Source organism: Burkholderia sp. L-4 (assembly GCF_056856535.1).
In genome coordinates this window covers 131,721-155,258 of sequence record NZ_JBXEOX010000003.1, presented here as the reverse complement: position 1 = coordinate 155,258, position 23,538 = coordinate 131,721, and the positions used below count along the sequence as shown (strand labels likewise).

Genomic DNA, 23,538 nt, shown 5'->3' with positions numbered 1-23,538 from the left:
GGCCGGCCGCCCCCTACAGTCATCTCCGATATCCGGCGAGGCCCGTCGGCGCGTTCGCGGTTCGAAGCGAACCGGCGCGCGCCTCGCCGACCGTCCCGCGGCGCGCATGCGCCACGCAGTGCGCCGCCCTCGTTCCGAAAGGGAGTGACCATGATCGTCCGCGTTTTTCGTCTCGCCTTCCCCGTTGCAATCGCGACCGTTGCGTGCTTTGCGCCGCTGTCGGTGTCGCCGGCCCGCGCGGCCGACGCCGAACTGAACGTCTACAACTGGTCCGAGTACATTGCGAAGACGACGATCCCGGACTTCCAGAAACAAACGGGCGTGCACGTGCGCTACGACGTCTACGACAGCGACGACACGCTGCAGTCGAAGCTGCTGGCCGGCAGTTCGGGCTACGACATCGTCGTGCCGACGTCGAACTACATGGCCAAGCAGATCCAGGCCGGCGTGTACCAGAAGCTCGACAAGACGAAGCTGCCGAATCTCGCGAACCTCGATCCCGCGCTGATGAAGAAGATCGCCGAATCGGACCCGGGCAACCAGTACGGCGTGCCGTGGGCCTACGGCACCGACGGCGTCGGCTACAACGTGCAGGCGGTCAGGAAGGCACTCGGCGACGGTGCGCCGCTCGACAGCTGGGCGCTGGTGTTCGATCCGGCCAACGTGTCGAAGCTGAAAAGCTGCGGCGTGTCGTTCCTCGATGCGCCGGACGACGTGTTTGCGGCCGCGCTCCAGTATCTCGGCAAGGACCCGAACAGCAAGAACCCGGCCGACTATCACGCGGCGTTCGACATGCTGAAGAAGGTGCGCCCCTACATCACGCAGTTCAACTCGTCGGGCTACAACAACGACCTCGCGAACAACGACGTCTGCGTCGTGCTCGGCTGGTCGGGCGACGTCAGCGTCGCGCGCCGCGAAGCGGCCGCGGCGAAACGCGGCTACGAGATCCGCTACGCGAACCCGAAGGAAGGCGGCATCCTGTGGTTCGACGTGATGGCGATTCCGAAGGATGCGCCGCATCCGGAGGCCGCGCTGCAATGGATCAACTACATCCAGGACCCGAAGGTCAACGCGGACATCACCAACGAGATCTACTACCCGAGCGCCAACCGGGCGGCCCGTCAGTACGTGACGCCGGCCGTCGCGCACGACCCGAACGTGTACCTGTCCGCCGACGTGCTCGACAGGATGACGCTCTCGAAGCCGCGTTCGGCCGACATCGCGCGCCTCGAGAACCGCCTGTGGCAGCAACTGAAAACCGGCAACTGACGCAACCGCCCGCAAGTATGAAATCATGCGAACGCGCCGACGGCGCGTTCATTTCAATTCGACGCAACCTGACCATCATGATCGACGTTTCATTGATTACCGACGCGCTCCGCCCGAGCGGCGCGCCCACGCAGTACCGCGTGTCGCCCGAGAAGCTGATCTCCGGCGATCCGCTGCAGACGCTCACGCCGGGCTTCGCGAGTCCGTGCGGGCGGTTCTCGACCGGCATCTGGGAAAGCACGCCCGGATGCTGGCATGTCGCCTATACGGAAGCGGAGTACTGCGAGATCCTGGAGGGCACGTCCGTGATCACCGACACCGAGGGCAACCGGAAGACCGTGCGCGCGGGCCACCGCTTCGTGATTCCCCCCGGCTTTCGCGGCACCTGGGAAGTCGTCGAACGCACGCGGAAGATCTTCGTCGCCTACGACGAGCAACCGGCCGGGTAAGCAACGGCGACACGGCTCGCCCGCGCCATCGCGCCCCCCTGTCGCCGCCGCTCGCGGCAGCGTTACCGCCCGGCGCCAAGGGACCCGAGAATCCCGTACGCGGCCTTCACGCGGTCCTCGATGGGCACGCTGCCGTTCGCGAGCATCACGATCGCGATCCGCTTCGACGGCACGAATGCGACATACGTGCTGAAGCCGCCGGTCGAGCCGGTCTTGTTGATCCACGTATCGGGGTTCGGCGCCAGCGGCGGCTTGATCGCGCTGGCCGGTACCGCGTCGTACAGCATCTTCGGTGCGTTGCCTTCGAGCAGCGTCGGCAGCGCGACCGGGTACGGATACTGTTCCCAGATCAGGTCCTGCGTCAGCGGCCCCGCGCGGAAATAACCGGCGTGCGTGCGGTCGATCGCGCGCTGCAGGCGCGGCGCCGTCTGGATCATCCCCATGTTCGCCTGCACGAAGCGCAACAGGTCCGCCGCCGTGGTCCGCACGCCGTAGGCCGGCTGCCACAGCATGCCTTGCGTCATCCGGACCGGCCTGCCGTCCTTCGTATAGCCCTGCGCGTAATCGGCCATGCGTGCGTCGGGCACGTTGATGTACGTGTGCGTCATGCCGAGCGCGGGAAAGAGCCGCTGCTCCATCAGCGCCGCGAAGTCCTTGTGCATGGCCTTCGCGGTGAGCCACCCGAGCATGCCGATCGCGACGTTCGAATACTTGCGGTGCGTGCCCGGCGCATACTCGGGCCGCCACGCGTCGAGATAGCGGATCAGGCCGGCGTCGTCGCGAATGCTGTCGGGCACCTGCAGCGGCGTCCCGCCGGGCGTGTGCGTGCCGAGCTGGAGCAGCGTGACGACGCCGAACGGCTTGCCCTGCAGTTCGGGCAGATACTTGGCGACCGGGTCCGCGAGCGACAGCTCGCCGTCCTCCTGCGCGTCCGATGCGAGCGTCGCGGTCAGCGTCTTGCTGACCGAGCCGATCTCGAACAGCGTGCCGCCGGTGACGGGCTTGCCGGTCTGCTTCGACATCACGCCGTAGTCGAACACGTAAGGCTTGCCGTCGGCGACGATGCCGATCGCCATGCCGGGAATCGCGTACTGCTTCATCAGCGGGGCGACGTGGCGGGTCACGGTGTCGCGGATGTCGTCCTGCACGGCGGCGGCCGCGGTGGTGGTGCAGGCGGCGACGAGCAGCGTCGCGGCGAAGCGGGTCATGGTGAATCGCATCGTTGCGGTTCCTTTGGTATCGGATGGTTGCATGAGCAACAGGCCGCTACGCGCCGCACGGCGATCGTTCTGGCCGGCCTGTCGATGCAGGACTATCCGCCGCCGGCCGGCCGCCAACAATCGACGATATGTTGCGCGAGCCTAAAGAAATTCTTATGAGACCCGCGGCATCACGCATCGTCACGGGTGCCGCCGCGCCTGCCGCGATCGAGGCTCGACCGCGATGCGGGTCAAGGCTGGTGTGCGGAAGGAAAGCCGTGATGCTCGAGAAATTCGGACACGACGGGTTGCCAGAGGTCGATGCCACGCGAGAACAGCAGGTGTCCGTTGTCGGAAAACGGCGGCAGCAGCCGATAATCCGCGTCGCCGCCCGCACGGACGAAGGCCTTGTACCACGCGCCGCTGTAGGTCGGATCGAAGTACCGGTCGTTCTCCGTATAGATCCACAGCATCGGGACACGCGCCGTGGTCCCGAAGCTTGAAAACATCGCTTCCATCAGTTCGCCCTGACACGGTGCCCCGGGGTGCTGAACGGGATCGCCGCCGGCGCCGCCGGCGAAATTGATCGCCGCGACCACGCCGTCCGGATTGTCCGCCGCCATCGCCGTCGTGATGAGGCCACCTACCGATTGACCGACGATGACGATGCGATTCGGGTCGACGTTCGGTTGGTGTTTCGCGTAGTCCAGTACCGCGCGCTCCTCGGCGCGTGCCGCGTCGACCAGCGGGTGATAATCCTTGTGGCGACATGCGCCGCTGTATTCCGGATCGAACTGCGTGCCGAATCGCCCGTATCCGATCCGCGTCGGTTCGAATACGGCAAATCCTTTGCTGACGAAGAACCTGGCCTGTTGCGTATAACGAAATCGCGCCGGTGAGACACGATCCTGCGCATTGCGCCCGTGATTGAGAAGCAGGATCGGGAATGGGCCGCTCCCGCTCGGCATGAACCGCGTGATCGCGACCGTGCCGGTATCTTCCTTGCCGTAAAAATCCTTCACCTTGACGTCGACCGTATCCACCGATTCGTGCAGGTCGGATGCAAACGGCCCGGCGTGGGCATCGCCAATCAGGAATGCTAGGCAAATCAGGATGACGCGCATGATCTGAGTCCCGAACGATTGTTTTTCTGGAACGACGGAGTACGACGGCCGGCGAGAAGAATCCGCATCGGCCGGACGACGCACGCGGCCCGGCGGGCGCGTACGATCACCGCGGCAGCCGGTCGAGAAACGCCAGCATCGCCGCGTTGAATCGCGCGGGGCGCTGCAGCGGCGCGAAATGGCTGACGCCGGGCAGGATCGTCAGCGTCGCGCCCGGAATCGTGTCCGCCAGATACGCGGCATGCTCGGGGCGGATGAATTCGTCGTGCTCGCCCTGCACGATCGCGACCGGCACGGCAATCGCCGCGAGATCCCCCGCCGTGTAATTCGGTTGCGTGCGCATCATTTCACTGACGGCCGCGACGAATGCGTCGAACTGATCGGGTGTCGCGGACAGTTGCGCGTAGTCCTTGCGGTGCCGCGCGAAACAGCGGTCGATCAGCGGGCCCGGCACCACCTCCTTCGTGCCGCTCGGGTCCATGTTGCACGCGAAGAAGAACACGCCGGCCGCGCGGGCCGGTGCACGGGCCGCCAGCACGAGCGCGACGCACGCACCGTCGCTCCAGCCGACGAAGCGCGCGCGGTCGACATGCAGCGCGTCGAGCACCGCCAGCACGTCCGACGCCATGCGTTCGTAGGAATAGGGTTGCGCGTCGCGCGTGCTGCGGCCGTGGCCGCGGCTGTCGATCAGGATCGCGCGGTAGCCGGCCGCGAGCAGCGCCGGCACCTGGTTGCCCCAGTTGCCGCCGTGACCGAGGCCGCCGTGCAGCAGCACGACCGGCGGCCCATGGCCGAACGACGCGTGCCAGATGCGCGCGCCGTCGTGTTCCAGCCAGCCTTCGACCTCGGCCGCCGGCAGCGGCGTGCCGCCGTGGGCGTCGAAGCGGACGAGTTCGTCGTCGTCGGGTTCCGCATGCATCGTTTTGCCGTCCTTTCGAGGGAGACGCGCTTGCGATTGTAATGCGTGCGGGCCGCGCGGGCCGAAGCCGTCAGGCTTGGGTCGACACCAGGCCGCCCGACGACGCGTTGCCCGACTTCTGGAGCGCCGCCGCGAGCTGCGAGATCGCCGTCGACAGCGCCGCCGAGATCGAGCTGGCTTGCGCGCCCAGCGTCTGCTGCTCGATGACGGCGGACGGATCGTCCTTCGCGCGCCGGGCCGCGTCCGCCATCTGCCGTTCCAGCGTCGCGAGCTGCTTCTGCAGCCGCTCGATCAATGCCTTCAACTGCGTGACGGCCGGGTCCTCCGCCGACGACGCACCCGATGCGCCGAGCGTTTCGCCGGTATCGCCGGCCGCCTTCGCGCCGGTGGTACTGCTCGTCCCCGTCGTGCCGGTGCTGCCCGGGGCAGCCGTCGTGCCGTCGGCGGACGAGGTCGCGGCCGCGGCGGCCGATGGGTTCGCGCTCACGCCGCTGTCCGTCAGCGAGGCGCGCGCGGTCGTGGAGAAATCGATCTGCATCGTGTCGGTCCCTGTGTCGGTAAACGAATCGTGACGGGGCGGGAAATGCCTTCCAACTCGTTTACGGCATTCGTCACACGAAACTTGAGTATCGGGGTCGGACGGATGCGCCGACCGATCGCCGTTTCAGTCGCGAAAGGGCCAGAATGGCACCACCGCGGCGCTGGTAAAATCGCGGCTTCGCCGGCCGGAACCGCGCGGCGACCGCCTTCGGGCGTTCGCGTGCTACCGCGCCGGTATCGACTCCCGCCCTGTCGGGCGCGGCATGCCACGCGTGCCGACGCCGCCATCGCGGCGCAGCGGGTCGCCTGTTCCGCCTGCCTCCGTGACCCGCTCGCCGGTTCGAGCGGCGAGCGCCGTGCGGCGCGCGCTTCATTCATCATGTATTCGAGGAACACACGATGGCCCGCATCGGCGCCTTCTGCATCACGACGTGGCTTGCCGCCGCGATTCTCTACTTCGGCCAGCACTCCGTCGCGATGATCGCGCTCAGCGGTGTCGTCGTGTTCGGCGGGTTCGATCTGCTGCGTCCGTAACGCCCGTCGGCATGCCGGCGGCACACCGCCGAGCCCCGATCCGCGGTCGGGACGGTCGAGCCGCCACGCGCCCTCCGTGATGGCGCCGCCGTCAGTGCGCGCCAGCCGTCATGCGCGTGTAGTCCGCGTTCGGCCCGGACGGCGGCGTCAGGTTGTCGGCAGTCGCCCATTGCGTCGGCGTCGCGGACAGCGTGTAGCGCATCGTCCCGCCGTTGGCGATCGTGCCGAGCGGCAGCCACGACCCGGCATAGTCCGCACCGTTGACCTTCAGCGACTGGATGTACGCGAACGACGGACGACCCGACGCGTCCATCGCGACCTGCTTGTCGCTGTCGAGCCGCAGCGTCTTGCCGTTGCCGAGCCAGACGGTGATCCCGCTGAATTGCGGCGTGGACAACGCGAGCCCGGCTTCCGACGGAATGACCGGGAACATGCCGAGCGCCGCCCACACGTACCAGCTCGACGTCGCGCCCATGTCGTCGTTGCCCGGCAGGCCGTCGCGCGCGGTCGTGAACGCCTTCGACATGATGATCGGCAGGATGTACTGCGCGCCGCTCGGCTGGCCGGCCCAGTTGTATCCCCACGGCGACTGGAACGACGGTTCGTTGCCGATGTACAGGCGGGTGGACGCTTCGCCGCCGTTCAGGTCGGCGGAGCCCGGCACGGTCGAGAACGGCGTCGTGATCGCAAACAGGTTGTTCAGGCGCGCGACGGCCGCCTGCTTGCCGCCGATCGCGTTGATCAGCGCGGTCCAGTCCTGCGCGAAGGTCCAGAAGTAGTTCGGCTCCGTCGACTCATGGAACGCGCCCGGCACGAGCGTGCCCAGCGTGCCGGGCGCCGAACCGGACGGCGGTGCGTTGCGCGCGGCGATCACCTTGTCCGTGTAGTCGAAGAGGTTGCGCCACCATCCGGCTCGCGTGTACAGCGCGCCGATGTTGTCGGGCGTCACGCCGACCGACGGCGCGTTCAGCACGCTCGCCGGTAGCGCCTGCAGGAACGCGGCGGCCGAACGATCGCTCAGCACGCGCTCGATGGTCGCGGACGACGAATGGCCGTCGTCGCTTTGCGACAGGTAATGGGCGGCCAGGAAATTGGCGAGCCCCACCGCGCTCGTGCGGTCGTTGCATGCGCTCGAAGGATCGAATACCGACTGCTTCGTCAGCCGCGCGGCCGACACCAGGTCGAAATCGGTCGCGCCGAACTTGTACGCGCCGGCAATCACGTTCAGTGCGTTGTCGCCGGCCATCGGCGTCGAGTCGTCGCTGCCGTCGACCCAGTGCGGAAAGGCGCCGCACTGCAATGCGTCGACGACGAGCGACTGCATCATGTCGCTCGATTCCTTCGGCGCGAGCATCGCCAGCAGCTGCACCTGCGACCGGTAGGTATCCCACAGCGAGAAGCCGGTGTAGTGTGCGCCTGCGCCGCCCTGTGAGCCGTCGGCGCGCCGGAACGCGTAGTCGCCGACCTTCGCCGTCGCGCGCGGCGGAATCGTGCCGGTCTGGTCGACCGATTTCGGATAGCTGCCGTCCGCGTTCCTCGGCTGACGCATGCTGCGGAATTCGCCGTTCGCGTCGCTGTAGAGCGTCGGTGTGCCGAACACGCGGTAGAGCGCGGTGTAGAACTTCGTGAGGTTGGCCTTCTGTGTCGCATCGAGCGAGGACGGATTCGCGGCCTGGTCGATCTGGATCGTGTTGAGCCGGTCGTTCCACAGGCCGGACGCGTTCGCCCGCGCGTCGTCGAACGTGAGCTTGTCACCCTCGCCTTTCAGGTTCGCCCGCGCATTCCGGAGGCTGACGGACGAGATCCCGATCTTCACGGTCACCGTCCGGTCCGCGTCGGTCAGGTCGAACTGCAGCGTCGCCGCGCCGTTGCTGGCCGTGTTCACCGACGACGTGCCGGTCTGCCTGCGCAGCGGCTTGTCGAAGGTCGCGTAGAAATACACGGGCGCATTCCAGACCGTACCGTACGGCGTGCAGAATGCCGGCGCCACGGCCTGTCCGCTCAGCGACTTGCCGTCGCTCGCGAGCGCCAGCGCGACGTTGTTCGCGGTGACCTTCGTGCTGCCCGAATCGCTGTTGCCGTTCAGCTTCGCATCGATCGAGAAAAAGCCCTTGTCCTTGTTCGTGTACGTGAAACGCGCGATGCCGGCGCGCGCCGTCGCGCTCAGCTCCGTCACGATGCCGTTCGCGAGGCGCACCTTGTAGTAGCCGGGCTGGGCCGTTTCATCGGCATACCTGTACCCGATACCGATCGGCCGGCCGCCCGATGCCACCGCCGTCGCCGCATCGGTCGGCAGCATCGCGACCGCGCCCTGCCCCGGGCAGCCGACGCCGCTCAGATGCGTCACGCTGAAGAAGTCGATCGTGCCGCCCGAGCCGCCCGACGACAGATAGCCGCCCGAGCCGTTGAAGTCGCGGCGCGGCGTGTTCGGCCCGAAGTTCACCATGCCGAACGGCACCATCGCGCCCGGGCTCACGTTGCCCGCATAACCCGAATCCGGGTTGACCTGCGTGCCGATGAGCGGGTTGACGAACCCGGTCAGCTGCATGTCGGTACGCTTGGGCGCGGTCGATCGACCGGGCTGCGGCTGCGGGGACGGCACCGAAGTCGCCGGCGGCACCATCGACAGCGTATCGCCGGCAGTGTTCGTGGCCGTCGAAACACCGTTCACGTCGTCGCCGCCACATGCGGCAAGCGCTGCACAGGCCAGTGCAGCGACAAGCATGAGTCGCGAATTTTTCATTTTTTTGATTAGTACCGTTGATTAAAACGATTAATCCGGCGATGGAGATCGTTGCTGTCGCAACCGTCTCGCCCTCCAATTTCCGGGAATGCCACCCGCTTCCCGAGGGCTTACAGTGCCGCAACGACTGTTTATGCACTACAGGAAGTTTCCCGAATTTTCAGTTTGTTTAACTAAACAATCTGAAGCCAAGTGCTTCGGGCATGAATTTCCGCCATTTGTTGCATTGCGACGGCGGCGTGAACGAGTGTGGGCGACGGGCGCCCGGCGAAGCCGGGCGCCGCATGAACTCGCGGAGAAGAACGAGCGGGCATGCCGCGCGCGTCAGCGCGGCAGCGTCCTCAACGACGACGGCCCGCCCGTCAGCGCGATCCGCTTGCCCGTGTCGCGCAGCTTGCCGCCTTCGACCGCATACAGCGCAAGCTGCCGTTCGACGTTGAACTGCACGATCACGTGCCGGCTGTCGGCGGTAAACACGATGCCCTGCGCGGCTTCGCCGCCGGGCACCTCGTTCACCTTCACGGCCTGGCCGTCGCGGATCGCGAACAGCAGCACCTTGCCGTGCGCGTGGCGGCCCGGGTTGTCCGGTGTCAGGTTCGAGCCGTCCATCGCCTGCACGGCGATCCATTTGCCGTCCGGCGAGATCGCGACGCCTTCCGGCAGCGACGGCACCGTCAGGTACTGGACCGTGCGGAACGGCACGCGCGACACGTCGACCAGTGCGACCGAATCGGCGTCGCCCGCGAGCGTGCCCGTATAACCCGGCAGCCCCGCCAGCCCCACGTTGCTGACGACGGCCCAGCGATTGTCGCTCGACACGTCGATCGTGTAAGGCGCGACGCCCGTGCTCAAACGCGTGCCGCTGTCGGTCACCTTGCCGTCGTCGACGTTCAGCACCGCGACGCCCTGCTCGTCGCGCAGCGACACGAGTGCATGCTTGCCGTCGTGCGTGAAGCTGATCCCGGCCAGCCGCTTCTTGCCGATCTTCAGGCTGCCGTCGAGCGTCACCTGCGTGCCGTCGATGCGCAGGATCGACACGCTGCCGTCGACATTGGCGACGAGCGCGAGCCGGCCCGAGCGGTCGATCGCGATCCCTTGCGGATGCGTGCCGAGCTCGATGCGCGTGATCGCGGGCGGTGCGGCGCCGAGATTCACGACCTGCAGGAACGTGTCGAACACGAGCTGCTTCGCGGCCGTGTCGTAGCGCGTCGGTGCGCCGACGAGCGCGAGCTTCGCGTCGGGCGTGATCGCGACGGCCTGCGGCGGCCCCTGGATGCCGTTCTCGACGTCGACCTGCAGCGCGACCTTCGGCGGGAACGTGCTCGCATCGAGCAGCGTCAGCGTGTCGGCCGGCGGAGACGGCAGATAGGTGTCGCGGCCCTCGACACGCTGGTACTTGCCGTCGTTGCCGGACACGATCCAGTCGGCGGCGTGCGCGGCAACGGCCGTCGTGGCGAAGGTCAGCGCGGCGAGCAGGCGCGCGCTGCGCAGGCGGAAGGGATTCGAATGCATGGCGGTCGGTTCTCCGGATCGGTTGCGGACGCAATGGATTGCCCGGCCCTGCTGCTCGACGGGCCGGAGCCATCGCATGATGCCCGAAAGCGCGCGAATCCGGCGTCTCGCGCGCCGGCCCGTCACGCAGCCGATCGCGCGCCCGACTCCCACCGTGCCACGTCGTCGAGCGGATACACCGGCCGCGCGAGCCGCTCGTAGCGGAACAGCCCGTAGTCCGAGCCCGTCACGCCGCGGCTGTCGCATTCGACCAGCGCGGCCGCGATCGGCACGAATACCGGCCGGCAATACATCCGCGACTTCAGCAGCAGGAAGCGGGCCCGGCGCGGATCGACGCCGACGCTCTCGAACACGCCGAGATCCCACGGCTCCTGCGTACGCTCGGTGACGACGAGCGTGGCCGCGCCGATGTCGAGCACGGCAGCCCGCCCCATGTATGCGCGCTGCCCCGTGTACGTCGGCCCCGTGATCACGTATTCGCCGTCGGTGATCGCGCGCACGACACCCGTCGCACGGAACGGCTCGCGCCGCACGCCGCCGTGCGACGGCAGCCGGTTGCCGACCGGCACCGTGACGGTCGCGCCGACGCCCGCGTCGATCAGCGCCGCCACGGCTTCGGGGTCGCACAACGGCCCGCTGACGATGCCGTCGAGCCCCTGCGCGAGCGCGGCCTCGAGCAGGTCCATCGTGTCGCACGGGCCGCCCGACATGCAGTTGTCGCCGTGATCGAGCAACAGCACGGGGCGGTCCGCGCCGCGCGCGAGCGCCGCGGCCTGCGCGACCGAGTCGGCAAGCGGTGCGCTGCGATAGACGAATTCGTCGCGCGCGTCCCAGATCTGCCGCGCGATGCGCTCGGCAACCGCGTCGGCCGCGGCACGGTCGCCGTCGGCCACCACCACGACGCTGATGCACGGTGCGGGAATATCCGCGAGCGAAAAGCCGGGCAGCACCGATACCGCCAGCATCCCGTCGGCTTCGGCCGCACGCGCGGCCTCCACCGCGCGCCGCATCGCGCCGTCCGCGCTCGCGCTGCGCAGCGTCGACGTCATCAGCGGCGGCTGCCGCCATGCGAGCACGGGCCGCGCGCGGCCGTGAAGCCGGTCGAACAGCAACCGTGCCGCATGCTCGCCGGTCTCGTACATGTCGACGTGCGGATAGGTCTTGAAACTGACGATCACGTCCGCGTGATCGACCATCTTCTGCGTGACGTTCGCATGCAGGTCGAGCGCGACCGCGATCGGCGCATCGGGCAGCGCCGCGCGCACGCGCGCGAGCAGGTGGCCCTCGCCGTCCGCGCTCTGCTCGGCGACCATCGCACCGTGCAGGTCGAGCATCACCGCGTCGCAACCGGGCGCGGCCGCGACGATCGCATCGCAGATCGCCGCATACGCGTCGGCCGCGACCGGCCCGCTCGGGTTCGCGGCCGCCGACACGGGCGTCACGATGTCGGCGCCTTCGCGCGCGGCCGCGTCGATGAACGCGGCCATCGCGGTGCGCATCCCGCGGTTCGCACGATACGCGTCGTCGCCCCAGTCGGGGCCGTTGCGGCCGAATGCGGCGAGCGGCGTCGGCACCGGCGAGAACGTGTTGGTCTCGTGGTTCATCCGGGCGATCAGGATCTTCATCGCGCAGCGCCCTCCGCGATCCCGGCAGCGCCCAGCATCGCCTGCAGCAGCACGTTGCAGCCGGCTTCCAGATGCGCCGGATCGGCGTCCTCGATCTCGTTGTGGCTGATCCCGTCCTTGCACGGCACGAAGATCATCGCGGTCGGCGCAACACGCGCGAGATACACGGCGTCGTGGCCCGCGCCGCTGATCACGTTCATCGACGACAGCCCGAGCGCGCTCGCACCGGCGCGAACCTGCTCGACCAGCGCCGCATCGAACGGCTGCGGCGGAAAGTACACGACCTGCTCGACGTCGATCCGCATGCCGGTTGATGCGTACAGGTCCGCGCATGTCGCACGCAGTTCCGCATCCATCGCCGCCAGCGTCGCGTCGTCGGCCGCGCGCAGGTCGACGGTCAGCGTCACCCGGCCGGGAATCACGTTGCGCGAATTCGGATGCACGTCGACCCAGCCGACCGTGCCGCGGCCGTGCGGCGGATGTGCGCGCGCGATGCCGTTCACCGCACGCACGAGATCGGCCGCCACCAGCAGCGCGTCGCGCCGCAGCTCCATCGGCGTCGGGCCCGCATGCGCTTCCATGCCGTGTACGGTCACGTCGTACCAGCGCTGTCCGAGCGCGCCCTCGACCACGCCGATCGTCGTGTCGTGCGCCTCCAGCACCGGCCCCTGCTCGATATGCGCTTCGAAATACGCGCCGACCGGATGCGCGCCGGTCGCATCGCCCGCATAGCCGATCGCGGCCAGCGCGTCGCGCACCGACACGCCATCGCGGTCGCATTGCACGAGTGCATGATCGAGCGTGAATGCGCCCGAGAACACGCCGGATCCCATCATCACCGGAACGAAACGGGAACCTTCCTCGTTGGTCCAGACGGCCACCTCGAGCGGCGCGCGCGTACGCACGCCGGCGTCATCGAGCGTACGCAGCACCTCGAGGCCGGCAAGCACGCCGTAGTTGCCGTCGAACTTGCCGCCCGTCGGCTGCGTGTCGATATGACTGCCCGTGGCCACGGGCGGCAGGTCGTCGCGTTCGCCCGCCCGCCGCGCAAAGATATTGCCGATCGCGTCGACACGCACCGTGCAGCCGATTTCCTTCGCCCACGCGACGAACAGGTCGCGTGCGTCGCGATCGAGTTCGGTGAGCGCGAGACGGCACACGCCGCCCTTGTCGGTCGCGCCGATCCGCGCGAGCCGCATCAGGCTGTCCCACAGCCGTGCGCCATCGACGCGCAAGCCGGACGCCGCGACGCCCGGAGTCAAATGCTCTACTTGCATCGTTGCCATTCCTCGCATTGAAAGGGTACGGCGTTCATGCGACGCCGACGCCCAGGTACCGGTCCTTCACGTCATGATCGGCCGCGAACGCGGCATTGCTGCCTTCGTAAACGATCACGCCCTGCTCGATCACGAAGTGGCGGTCCGCGAGCTGCGTGCACACTTCGAGGTTCTGCTCGACGAGCAGGATCGCGACGCCGGCGGCCTTGATCTGCTTCAACTGCTCGACGATCTCCTCGACGATCACCGGGGCGAGCCCCTCGACCGGCTCGTCGAGCATCAGCAGCCGCGGATGATTCATCAGCGCGCGGCCGATCGCGAGCATCTGCTGCTCGCCGCCCGACAACTGCCCGCCGCCGTTGCGGCGGCGCTCCTTCAGGCGCGGAAAGATCCGGTAGATGTCGTCGAGCTGCCACGGCGAATCGCGGCGCGCGCCGAGCCGCAGGTTTTCCTCGACCGACAGCAGCCGGAAAATGCCGCGATGCTCGGGCACGAAGCACAGGCCGCGCGCGGCGATCCGGTGCGCCGGCTGCCCGGACACCGGCCGGCCGTCGAACGTCACCGTGCCGGCGGTCGGCACGACGACGCCCGCGATCGTCTTGAGCGTCGTCGACTTGCCCGCGCCGTTGCGGCCGAGCAGCGTCACCGTCTCGCCTTCATTGACGTTCAGCGAAATACCCTGCAGCACGTGGCTCTTGCCGTAGCAGGCGTGCACGTCCTTCACGTCGAGCATCATGCGCGGCCTCCCGTGATCATGTTGCCGAGATAGGCGCTGCGCACGCGCGCGTCGCCGCGAATCGCATCGGGCTTGCCTTCGACCAGGACGCGCCCCTGCTGCATCACCGTGATCGTGTCCGAGATGTCCATCACGATGCCCATGTTGTGTTCGATCAGCACGACCGTGTAGTCGTCGCGCAGGCCGCGGATCAGTGCCTTCATGTCGTCGAGATCGTCGATCCCCATGCCCGACGTCGGCTCGTCGAGGAAAATCGCACGCGGCCGCGCCGCCAGCGCCATGCCGACCTCGAGCCTGCGCTGCTGGCCATGCGACAGCACGCCGGACGCGGTGTCGGCGAACCGCTGCAGGCCGAGCCGCTCGAGCACCTCGTCGACGATGCCTTCGTGCGCGAGCGCACCGCGCGGCGGCGCCCACGGATTCAGCGCGCGACGCGAATCGACGCCCTGCGCGGCAACCCGCAGGTTCTCGCGCACGCTCAGGTTCGGAAACAGGCTCGTCACCTGGAACGAGCGTGCAATCCCGCGCCGCACGCGCTTGTGATCGGGTTCGCGCGACACGTCGTGACCGTCGAACAGGATCGAGCCCGACGTGATCGGCAGCGTGCCCGTCAGCGTATGGAACAGCGTCGTCTTGCCTGCCCCGTTCGGGCCGATCACCGAATGCACGGTGCGCGGCATGATCCGCAGGTCGACCCCGCCCAGCGCGGTGAACTTGCCGTAGCGCTTGACGACGCCGCGCGCTTCGAGAATCGCTTCGCTCATGGCTGCTCCTTGACCGTGGCCGCAGTGCGATCGTTACGCCGCAGCGATGCGATGACGCGTTCGCCGAGCCCCCACAACCCGCGCTGCATGAACAGGCTGACCGCGATCAGCACGAGGCCGAGCAGCAGCAGCCAGCGCGGCCACAACGTCGACAGCCAGTCCGCGAACAACACGTAGAACGCCGCGCCGAGCACCGACGCGAACAGGTTGCCCGTGCCGCCGATCACCGTCATCACGAGGATCACCTCGCTCGTGTGGTAGTCGATGTTCGACAGCGGCGCGATGCCCGTCATCAATGCATGCAGCGCCCCCGCGAGGCCCGTGACCGCGCCCGAGATCACGAACGCCGCGAGCTTGAAGCGCTTCACGTCGTAGCCGGCCGCCGCCGCGCGCGCCTCGTTGTCGCGAATCGCGAGCAGCGTCCGGCCGAACACCGAGCGCGACACGCGCAGCAGCAGCCAGAACACCGCGACGAACAGCACCGCGACGAAACCGTAGTAGCGCCACGGCGAATCGAGCACGACGAGCGGATGCCCGAACGCCGACAGCGCGGGGCGCGGGATGTCGAGCAGCCCGTTGTCGCCGCCCGTCACATCCGGCGTCGTATACGCGAGGAAGTAGAACAACTGTCCGAACGCAAGCGTCAGCATCACGAAATAGGTGCCGCGCTGCCGGATCGAGAACCAGCCGACCAGCGCGGCCGCGACGGCGCCGAGCACCGCGGCCGCGGCCAGCGCGGCCGTCACCGACTCGACGCCGCGCGTCAGCACCAGCCCCGCCGTGTAACTGCCGAGCCCGAAGAAGATGCCCTGCCCGAACGACAACAGCCCCGTATAGCCGAGCAGCAGGTTGCAGCCGAGCGCGGCAAGCGCGAACACCAGCACTTCGGTCGCGAGCGACCCCGAACTCAACACGAGCGGCAGCACGCACGCGGCGATCACCGCCAGCCAGCCTTCCGGCCGCTGCAGCATGCCGCGCCACGGCTGCGGGCGTTGCGACGCCGCCGCGCCCGGCGGCAGCGGTTTCGACGACTGGATCATGCGGCCCTCCCCAGCAAACCGTTCGGACGCAACAGCAGCACGGCCGCCATCGCGACATAAATCATCAACCGCGCGCCTTCCGGCCACAGCGTGCTCATCAGGCTCTGCACGATGCCGACCAGCAGCCCGCCGACCAGCGCGCCGATAAAATTCCCCATCCCGCCGACGACGACCACGACGAACGCGACGCCGAGCGCCTCGATACCCATGAACGGATCGACGCCGCGGATCGGTGCGGCGAGCACGCCGGCCAGCGCGGCCGTCGCCGCACCGAGCGCGAACACGAGGCTGAACACGCGCGTCACGTTGATGCCGAGCAGCGACACCATCTCCGTCGACTCGCTGCCCGCGCGCACCGTGCTGCCGAGCCGCGTGCCTTCGAGCACCCACCACAGCAACGCGGCGAGCACGGCCGTGAACCCGATCACGAACAGCCGGTACTTCGGGTAGACGAAGCCGCCCCAGATCACGACGCCGTTCAGCGCGTCGGGCGGCGGCACGTTGTCGCCGAGCGGCCCCCACGCGAGGATCGCGCACTCCTGCAGCACGAGCGCGAGCCCGACGGTCGCGAGGATGTGGAATTCGTGCTGCTGCGCGTACACATGGCGCAGCACGAGTTTTTCGACGCCCCACGCGAACGCGCCGACGACGAGCGGCACGATCGCGAGCGCGACCCAGAAATTCGCCGACCATTGCAGCGCCTGGTAGCAGAGATACGCACCGAGCAGGTAGAACGCGCCGTGAGCGAAATTCACGAAGCGCAGCAGGCCGAACACGATCGACAGGCCGACGGCGAGCAGGAAATACAGCATGCCCACGCCGATGCCGTTGACGATCTGCAGCAGATAGACGTTCATGGCTTCCGTGTCGGAAAGGAAGGTAACGGACGCCCGCGGCACACGAGGCGCCGCGAACGCATGCACTGCGTCACGCGAGCTTGCAGCCCGTCTTGTCGACCGGTAGGAACGACTGGCCCGAGCTGACGATGTCGGCATAGTCGTCCGCGTTCTTCATCCGGCTCTTCGGCTTGCCTTTCAGCAGGTAGTAGTTCTTCAGGACCTGGTGATCGCCTTTGCGGATTTCCTCCGGCCCCGTGAGGCCGTCGTACTTCATCCCTTCCATCGCCGCGACGACCTTCTTCGGATCGGCGCTGCCGGCCTTCACCATCGCGTCGATCAGGATCTTCGTGCAAATGTACGAACCCGCGAGGCTGTAGTTCGGGTTCGCCTTGAACGCGTCATTCGCGCGCTTCACGAGATCGCGGTTCAGCGGCGCATCGATGCCGTGCCAGTACTGCGCGCCGAAATACACGCCGTCGCAGATGTCCGGACCGAGCGCCTCGAACTGCTCGAGGCCCGATGCCCACGCAAGCAGGATCGTGCAGTTGCGCTTCATCCCGAAGCTGACGGCCTGGCGCAGCGTGTCCGACGATTGCGAGCCGAAGTTCAGGATCAGCAGCACGTCGGGCTGCGCGGCCGCCGCATTCGTCAGATAACCGCTGAACTCCTTTTCGGCGAGCGAGTGGTAGCTGTTGCCGACGTGCTCGATGCCTTTCTCCTTGAAGATCGCCTTCGCGGCCGACAGCAGGCCGTCGCCGAACACGTATTGCGGCGTGATCGTGTACCAGCGCTTCGCCTTCGGCAGCATCTGGACCAGCGGGCGCACCGTCTGCTCGATCGCGCCGAAGGTCGGCACCGACCAGCGGAAGGTCGCCGCGTTGCAATCCTTGCCGGTGATCTCGTCCGCGCCGGCCGTCGTGATGAACACGCCGCCCGCCTTCTGGACTTCCTTGCCCATCGCCAGCGATTCGGACGACAGGATGCCGCCCGCGAAGAAACGCACGCCCTTCTGCTGCGCGATCTCCTGCACGCGCCGCACGGCGGTCGCGGGCTTGCCCTCGGTGTCGAGCGACGTATAGGCGAGCGGCGCGCCGAGCACCTTGCCGTATTGCTTGACGGCCAGTTGCATGCCGAGATCGGCGTACTTGCCGTTGGCCGCGAACGGGCCGGACATCGGCACCGGGCACGCAAGCTGGATGGGCGAGCCCTGCGCGAACGCGACACGGGACGACATGCTGCCGAGCGCGCCCGGCACGGCCGACAGCGCGGCCAGTTTCAACAGTTCTCGGCGATTCAAGTTGACGCTCCTGATAAAGGGGGACACACGATGCGACCGACTGCCAAACCGTACCCACGCCCTGCAGGATGCGCGTCGCCGGTTGATCCTATTTATCATGATAAATAGAATGAACCTGATGCTAGAGTTGATCAAAATTGGTGTCAATCAGGCAAAATTCCGTACCCGCGCCGGGACCGATCGTCGACGATGACGCGGCGCGCAGTCAGACAAAGGAGTCGTGAAGATGGTCATGGACCGAGCCAGGGCGGGCCTCGCGGTCGAAATCAAGCAGCCGAAGCGGGCCGATCTCGTCGCCGAGGAGATCAAGCGGCTGATCACCGAGAAGGACCTGAAGCCCGGTGACCGCCTGCCGCGCGAGGCCGAGCTGCAGCAGCTCTATGCGGTGAGCAAGAGCACGATCCGCGAGGCGCTGAAGTCGCTCGAGGTGCAGGGGCTCATCAAGGTCACGACGGGGCCGTCGGGCGGCGGGATGGTCGTCGAGGTGCCGCTCGACCGCACGCTGCAGCTCCTGCAGAACTACCTGTTCTTCAAGGACGTGTCGATCGACGACATCTATACGGTGCGCAAGCTGCTCGAACCCGAGCTGGCCGCCGGCGCCGTACCGCACCTGACGGAGCGCGACTTCGCGGCGCTGGAAGCGAACATCGCGTGCTGCGACGGCGGCTCGGGCGTGCACGATCGCGGCCACATGCTGCGCCAGCGGCAAGAGGACACGACGTTCCACGACATCCTTGCGGCCGCGAATCCGAATCCGTTCCTGCGCTTCAGCTGCGAACTGATCAACGAGATGATCCGGCAGTTGATCGAGTTCCGGAACGATACGCCGCTCGTCGAGCACAAGCGCTTCGGCGAGGCGAACGTGTCGATTCACAAGGCGATCCTGCAGGCCGCGCGCGAGCGCGACGTCGAGCGCGTCCGCGCGCTGATGGTCGAGCACATGACCGAGGCGCCCAAGCATGTGAAGCGGATGAAGGGCAAGCTGCGCGGGCGGTTGATCCTCGATTCCGAGATTCGCCGGCGCGCCGCCGCTCCCGTTGCGGGCGCCGATGCGGCCGTGGCCGATCCCGAAGACCGCTGAGCGGCGGCACACGCGGCGTGGAATCAAGGCCGACCGCTTCGTGGCGGCCCGGGGACTGCTGCCGCACCCGCGGCGGGCGGCCACGTGCCGTTCCGATCGAACGCCACGCGAGGCGCCGCCATCGGCGGGAACCGGTTCGCCGCCCCGGTCCCCAGGGCGATCAGGGCATCATCACGCGCTGCCGTCCGTGTACCCCGTCGTCCCCTTCGTTTCCAGATACTCGACGAGGCCGAACTCCGCATACTCGCGCCCGTTGCCCGAACGCTTGTAACCGCCGAACGGCGCGGCCGGGTTCCACGCCGGATAGTTGATGTGAACGTTGCCGACCCGCAACCTCGCCGCGACGCGACGTGCGCGATCGAGATCCTTCGACTGCACGTAGGCCGCGAGCCCGTACACCGAATCGTTCGCAAGCGCGATCGCTTCTTCCTCGGTCCGGTAGGTCATGATCGACAGCACCGGCCCGAAGATTTCCTCGGTCGCGATCGTCATGTCCGGCGTGACGTTCGAGAATACCGTCGGCCGCACGTAGAAGCCGTCGCCTAACCCTTCCGGCCGGCCGGGACCACCGGCGACGAGCGTCGCGCCTTCGTCGATCCCGAGCCGGATGAAGTGCTGGATGCGGTCGAACTGCGTGCGGCTGACGACCGGCCCGATGCCCGTTTCCGTCGAACGCGGATCGCCGACGATGGTACGCTCCGCTTCGCGCCGCGCCGCCTGCTCGGCCAGCGCCAGGTGATCCGCATGCACGAGCATGCGCGTCGGCGCATTGCACGACTGGCCGCTGTTGCTGAAGCAGCTGCGCGCGCCGCGCGTGACGGCATCCTCGATGTCGGCATCCGGCAGGATCAGGTTCGGGCTCTTGCTGCCGAGCTCCTGGTGCACGCGCTTCACGGTATCGGCGGCCGCCTTCGCGACCTCGACACCCGCGCGCGTCGAGCCCGTGAACGACACCATGTCGACATCCGGGTGTCGCGACAACGCATCGCCCACTTCATGCCCGTAGCCGTGCACGAGGTTGAACACGCCGGGCGGCACGCCTGCCTCGTGCAGGATTTCCGCGAACAGGATCGCGCTGAACGGCGCGACCTCGCTCGGCTTGAGCACCATCGTGCAGCCGGCGGCGAGCGCCGGTGCGACCTTGCACACGATCTGGTTGATCGGCCAGTTCCACGGCGTGATCAGCGCGCACACGCCGATCGGCTCGTGCGACACCAGCAGCGAACCGGTCTGCGTGCTGAAGCGGAACGACTGCAGCGCGCGGATCGTCTGTTCCAGGTGCGCGGTGCCGACCGCGGCCTGCGCTGCGCGCGCAAACGCGATCGGCGCGCCCATTTCCCGGCTGATCGTCCGTGCGACCTCTTCGTAGCGGCGCTGGTAGATCTCGAGCACGCGCCGCAACAGCGCGACACGCTCGTCCACCGGCCAGCGCGAATACGTGTCGAAGGCCCGTTTCGCCGCGCCGACCGCGCGATCGACGTCGGCCGCGGCGCCGATCCTGAGCTGCGCATAGGGCCGCGCGGTGGCCGGATCGATCACGTCGATCGACCGGGCGTCGGCCGGATCGAGCCACTGGCCGTCGATATAGGACTGTTGTGACGTTCGCATCGGTTGCTCCTTCTGAAATGAACGACGCCGCGCTCAGCGCATCGCCCGGGCATGGGTGTCGGCGAGGATGTCGCGGATCTGCGCGACGAACCACACGATCTCGTCGCGCGACATCACGAGCGGCGGCGAGAACTGCACGATCGGCGTGCCTTCGTGATCGACGCCCGCGCGGCACAGCAGCCCCGCGTCGAAGATCGCGGGCGCGAGCATCGTCGACACGAACGCCTGCGCGCTGATACCGGCCGCCCAGCGGCGCGCGGCCTTGTCCGTCACGAGTTCGAGCGAGTAGTGGTAGCCGTCGCCGCGCACGTCGCCGACGCACGGCAGTTCGAGCAGCCCGTCGAGCGTCTGGCGGAATACGGCTTCGTTGTCGCGGACGTTCTCGAGCACCCCTTCACGCGCCATGATCGCGAGGTTCGCGAGCGCGGCCGTGCAGGCGACCGGATGGCCGCCGTACGTCGCGCCGTGCAGGAACATCTGCTGCGGCCCGTCGAGCACCGTGTCGACCACGGCGTCGCTCGCGATCACGCCGCCGAGCGGCACGTAGCCCGACGCGATGCCTTTCGCGAACGTGATGATGTCCGGCTTCAGCCCGTAGCGCGCCGACCCGAAGTATTCGCCGAGCCGGCCGAACCCGCAGATCACCTCGTCCGCGACGAGCAGCACGCCGTGCCGGTCGCAGATGTCGCGCAGCCCGGCCGCATAGCCGGCCGGCGGCGTCAGGCTGCCGCCCGCGTTCTGCAGCGGCTCGACGACGAGCGCGGCGACGGTATCCGGCCCCTCCTGCACGATCAGCGATTCGATCTCGTCGAGCAGATGGCGTGTGAACTGCGCTTCCGTCTCGCCCGCCGGGCGGCCGTAGCGCTTCGTGTTGCTCACGTGCCGCACGCCCGACATCAACGGTTCGAAGTGCTTGCGGAAATTCGTCATCCCGTTCAGCGCGAGCGCGCCGAACGACGTGCCGTGATACGCGACGCGCCGCGCGATGAACTTGCGCCGCTGCGGCTCGCCGCGCGACTGGTGATACTGGCGCACCAGCTTGATCGCCGATTCGTTCGACTCCGAGCCGCTCGACGTGAAGAACACGCGGTTCAGGCCCTCGGGCGCGAGCGCCGCGAGCTGGTGCGCGAGCCGGATCGCCGGTTCGTGGCCATAACCCCAGTTGGTCGCGAACGGCAGCCGGACCATCTGCTCGCGGATCGCATCGCCGATCTCCGCACCGTGGCTGTAGCCGACCTGCACGCAGTACAGCCCGGCCAGCCCGTCGAAATAACGCTTGCCGTGGCGATCGACGAGCCAGCAGCCTTCGCCGCGGTCGAACACGGTGAGCGCGTTCTCGCGGTACGCATCGGCATGCGTGAAATGCATCAGCAGGTGGCGCTTGCCGAGCGCCTGCAGGTCCGCACCGGGATTGACGTCAACAGCGTTCATGGGTCACTCCTCCTTCAGGATTTCAGAACCGGCGACATGCCGCCGGTCATTCAATGCATCGACAGCGTCGGCGCCGGGCGCGTGAAGCCGCGCGTGAGCCACACGAGCTGGCAGAGGCCGAGCACGAGCCAGCCGAAGCCGACGTAGAACGTCTGGCGCGACAGTCCCGACCAGAGCCACACGTTCATCGCGAAGCCGATCGCCGGCATCGCGCCGAACGTGATCCAGCCCGCGACATGACGGTGCCGGGGCTGGCCCAGGTAGCTGCGCATCACGCACAGGTTCACGACCGCGAACGCGACGAGCGCACCGAAACTGATCATCGTCGACGCGAGGTCGAGCGTGACGAACAGCGCGGACAGCGACACGACGCCGACCGCGAGCGTCGCGCGCACCGGCGTACGCAGCCGCGCATGCAGGTGGCCGAACACGCATTCGGGCAGCACGCGATCGCGGCCCATCGCGAACAGCACGCGCGTCACGCTCGCCTGCCCGGCCATCGCGCTCGCGAAGCAGCCCGCCACGTACACCGCGACGAAGAACGCCGACAGCGTGCCGCCGCCAATGCGCCGCATCAATTCGAAGCTGGCCGAATCGAGATCCTTGAACGCGTGCCAGTCGGGAAACACCACTTGCCCGGCATACGCGATCAGCATGAACAGCAGGCCGCTCGCGAGCGTGCAGAGCAGGATCGCGCGCGGCACCGTGCGCCGCGGCTCGCGCGTCTCTTCCGACAGCGTGGTGACCGCATCGAAACCGAGAAACGACAGGCACAGGATCGCGGCGCCCGCGAAGATCGCGCGCGCATCGCCCGACGACGGCAACGCGACGGTCATCGACAGCCCTTCGCCGGCCGCGACGCGCGCCGATGCGACGACGAAGATCGCGATGAACACGAACTGGCTCGCGATCAGGATCAGGTTCACGCGGTTGACGAGCCGGATCCCGACGATATTCAGCCCGGTGACCAGCGCGATGCTGCCGACGATCCATACGCTGGCCGGCACGCCGGGGAAAATCTGCTTCATGTAGATGCCGATCGCGAGGTAGCTGATCATCGGGATGAACAGGTAGTCCATCAGCAACGCCCAGCCGACCATGAAGCCGGCCGAGGTGCCGAAGTTGCGGCTCGCGAACGTGTACGCGGAACCGGCGCTCGGCATCAGCCGCGCCATGTGGCCGTAGCTGCGCGCGGTGAACAGCATCGCGACCAGCGTGACCGCATAGGCGGCCGTCAGATGCCCGTTCGTCTCGCTCGTGACGAGGCCGTAGGTCGTGAACACCGTCATCGGCAGCATGTACGCGAGGCCGAAGATCACCAGCGTCGAGAGGCCGAGCAGACGCGGCGTGCGGCGCTCGTCCGGGTCGCCTCGATGCGCGCTCGCGCCGACGTCGTGCGTCGCGGCGGCCGATACGGTTCGGCCTGGCCTGTCGTTGTCCATGCTGTCCTCACGTGGGTGGGTGGCGTTCATGACTTCAACTCTCGATCGCCCGGCGCCGCCGGCGGCGCGCGATCGGAAGAAAGTGTGGTGCGCCAAAAAATCCCGGACG

Annotated in this window: 20 protein-coding genes; 4 read left to right on the top strand and 16 right to left on the bottom strand. The window is 67.8% G+C overall.

Annotated features, from left to right (window positions below; genetic code table 11):
- The first annotated feature begins 150 nt into the window (after positions 1–150).
- Together AC1VVG_RS31225 and AC1VVG_RS31220 are read left to right on the top strand one after the other, a co-directional pair.
- A complete protein-coding gene (locus AC1VVG_RS31225; RefSeq protein ID WP_059562400.1) occupies positions 151–1,269 on the top strand; it encodes a polyamine ABC transporter substrate-binding protein in 1,119 nt (372 codons plus the stop codon).
- A gap of 77 nt (positions 1,270–1,346) precedes the next feature.
- On the top strand, positions 1,347–1,718 hold the full coding sequence (locus tag AC1VVG_RS31220; protein ID WP_082744791.1) for a cupin domain-containing protein: 372 nt from the start codon (positions 1,347–1,349) through the stop codon (positions 1,716–1,718).
- A gap of 62 nt (positions 1,719–1,780) precedes the next feature.
- Here AC1VVG_RS31220 and ampC read toward each other — a convergent pair whose 3' ends face one another.
- From ampC to AC1VVG_RS31200, 4 genes are all read right to left on the bottom strand, one after another.
- Positions 1,781–2,938 carry a class C beta-lactamase gene (ampC, locus tag AC1VVG_RS31215; RefSeq protein ID WP_049031938.1) on the bottom strand — a complete coding sequence of 386 codons (1,158 nt, stop codon included), beginning with the start codon at positions 2,936–2,938 and terminating at the stop codon, positions 1,781–1,783.
- Between the two features lie 230 nt (positions 2,939–3,168).
- Positions 3,169–4,041 (bottom strand): alpha/beta hydrolase family protein, encoded by an 873-nt coding sequence (locus tag AC1VVG_RS31210; protein WP_226229217.1) that lies wholly within the window; start codon positions 4,039–4,041, stop codon positions 3,169–3,171.
- Between the two features lie 106 nt (positions 4,042–4,147).
- Positions 4,148–4,960, bottom strand: a complete 813-nt coding sequence (locus AC1VVG_RS31205; RefSeq protein WP_059562392.1) for an alpha/beta fold hydrolase — start codon at positions 4,958–4,960, stop codon at positions 4,148–4,150.
- 70 nt (positions 4,961–5,030) lie between these two features.
- On the bottom strand, positions 5,031–5,498 hold the full coding sequence (locus tag AC1VVG_RS31200; protein WP_482837384.1) for a hypothetical protein: 468 nt from the start codon (positions 5,496–5,498) through the stop codon (positions 5,031–5,033).
- A gap of 401 nt (positions 5,499–5,899) precedes the next feature.
- Here AC1VVG_RS31200 and AC1VVG_RS31195 point away from each other — a divergent pair, with 401 nt between their 5' ends.
- On the top strand, positions 5,900–6,034 hold the full coding sequence (locus AC1VVG_RS31195) for a hypothetical protein (RefSeq protein ID WP_006405345.1): 135 nt from the start codon (positions 5,900–5,902) through the stop codon (positions 6,032–6,034).
- A 91-nt stretch (positions 6,035–6,125) separates the two neighbouring features.
- On the opposite strand, the gene AC1VVG_RS31190 is transcribed toward AC1VVG_RS31195, so the two are convergent.
- The 9 genes from AC1VVG_RS31190 to AC1VVG_RS31150 all read right to left on the bottom strand — a co-directional run bounded on the left by AC1VVG_RS31190 (position 6,126) and on the right by AC1VVG_RS31150 (position 17,867).
- Complete coding sequence (locus tag AC1VVG_RS31190; RefSeq protein WP_482837383.1) at positions 6,126–8,777, bottom strand: GH92 family glycosyl hydrolase; 2,652 nt, start codon at positions 8,775–8,777, stop codon at positions 6,126–6,128.
- Between the two features lie 324 nt (positions 8,778–9,101).
- The gene (locus AC1VVG_RS31185) at positions 9,102–10,289 is read right to left on the bottom strand and encodes a beta-propeller fold lactonase family protein (protein WP_034191917.1); all 1,188 of its coding nucleotides are present in this window, start codon (positions 10,287–10,289) and stop codon (positions 9,102–9,104) included.
- A 122-nt stretch (positions 10,290–10,411) separates the two neighbouring features.
- On the bottom strand, positions 10,412–11,914 hold the full coding sequence (locus AC1VVG_RS31180) for a M81 family metallopeptidase (RefSeq protein ID WP_034191918.1): 1,503 nt from the start codon (positions 11,912–11,914) through the stop codon (positions 10,412–10,414).
- Positions 11,911–13,191, bottom strand: a complete 1,281-nt coding sequence (locus tag AC1VVG_RS31175) for a Zn-dependent hydrolase (RefSeq protein ID WP_034192036.1) — start codon at positions 13,189–13,191, stop codon at positions 11,911–11,913. The genes AC1VVG_RS31180 and AC1VVG_RS31175 overlap by 4 nt, the downstream gene beginning before the upstream one ends.
- Positions 13,192–13,225: 34 nt before the next feature.
- Complete coding sequence (locus AC1VVG_RS31170; RefSeq protein WP_059562383.1) at positions 13,226–13,927, bottom strand: ABC transporter ATP-binding protein; 702 nt, start codon at positions 13,925–13,927, stop codon at positions 13,226–13,228.
- Positions 13,924–14,691 (bottom strand): ABC transporter ATP-binding protein, encoded by a 768-nt coding sequence (locus AC1VVG_RS31165; protein WP_301741813.1) that lies wholly within the window; start codon positions 14,689–14,691, stop codon positions 13,924–13,926. Before AC1VVG_RS31165 ends, AC1VVG_RS31170 begins: the two co-directional genes overlap by 4 nt.
- A complete protein-coding gene (locus tag AC1VVG_RS31160; protein ID WP_059562380.1) occupies positions 14,688–15,731 on the bottom strand; it encodes a branched-chain amino acid ABC transporter permease in 1,044 nt (347 codons plus the stop codon). Before AC1VVG_RS31160 ends, AC1VVG_RS31165 begins: the two co-directional genes overlap by 4 nt.
- A complete protein-coding gene (locus tag AC1VVG_RS31155) occupies positions 15,728–16,588 on the bottom strand; it encodes a branched-chain amino acid ABC transporter permease (RefSeq protein ID WP_482837381.1) in 861 nt (286 codons plus the stop codon). The genes AC1VVG_RS31160 and AC1VVG_RS31155 overlap by 4 nt, the downstream gene beginning before the upstream one ends.
- Positions 16,589–16,658: 70 nt before the next feature.
- Positions 16,659–17,867, bottom strand: coding sequence for an ABC transporter substrate-binding protein (locus AC1VVG_RS31150; protein WP_034191923.1), 1,209 nt, complete (start codon positions 17,865–17,867; stop codon positions 16,659–16,661).
- 226 nt (positions 17,868–18,093) lie between these two features.
- Between AC1VVG_RS31150 and AC1VVG_RS31145 the strand changes: the two genes are divergently transcribed.
- Positions 18,094–18,948, top strand: coding sequence for a FadR/GntR family transcriptional regulator (locus tag AC1VVG_RS31145; protein WP_034192037.1), 855 nt, complete (start codon positions 18,094–18,096; stop codon positions 18,946–18,948).
- Positions 18,949–19,119: 171 nt separating this feature from the next.
- Here AC1VVG_RS31145 and AC1VVG_RS31140 read toward each other — a convergent pair whose 3' ends face one another.
- Genes AC1VVG_RS31140 through AC1VVG_RS31130 form a run of 3 tightly spaced genes read right to left on the bottom strand, consistent with a single transcriptional unit; the run spans position 19,120 to position 23,429 of the window.
- Entirely contained in the window at positions 19,120–20,556 is a 1,437-nt protein-coding gene (locus AC1VVG_RS31140; protein WP_482837379.1) for an aldehyde dehydrogenase family protein, read from the bottom strand.
- Between the two features lie 33 nt (positions 20,557–20,589).
- Complete coding sequence (locus AC1VVG_RS31135; RefSeq protein ID WP_482837377.1) at positions 20,590–21,987, bottom strand: aspartate aminotransferase family protein; 1,398 nt, start codon at positions 21,985–21,987, stop codon at positions 20,590–20,592.
- A 50-nt stretch (positions 21,988–22,037) separates the two neighbouring features.
- Entirely contained in the window at positions 22,038–23,429 is a 1,392-nt protein-coding gene (locus AC1VVG_RS31130) for an APC family permease (RefSeq protein WP_482837637.1), read from the bottom strand.
- Positions 23,430–23,538 lie beyond the last annotated feature (109 nt).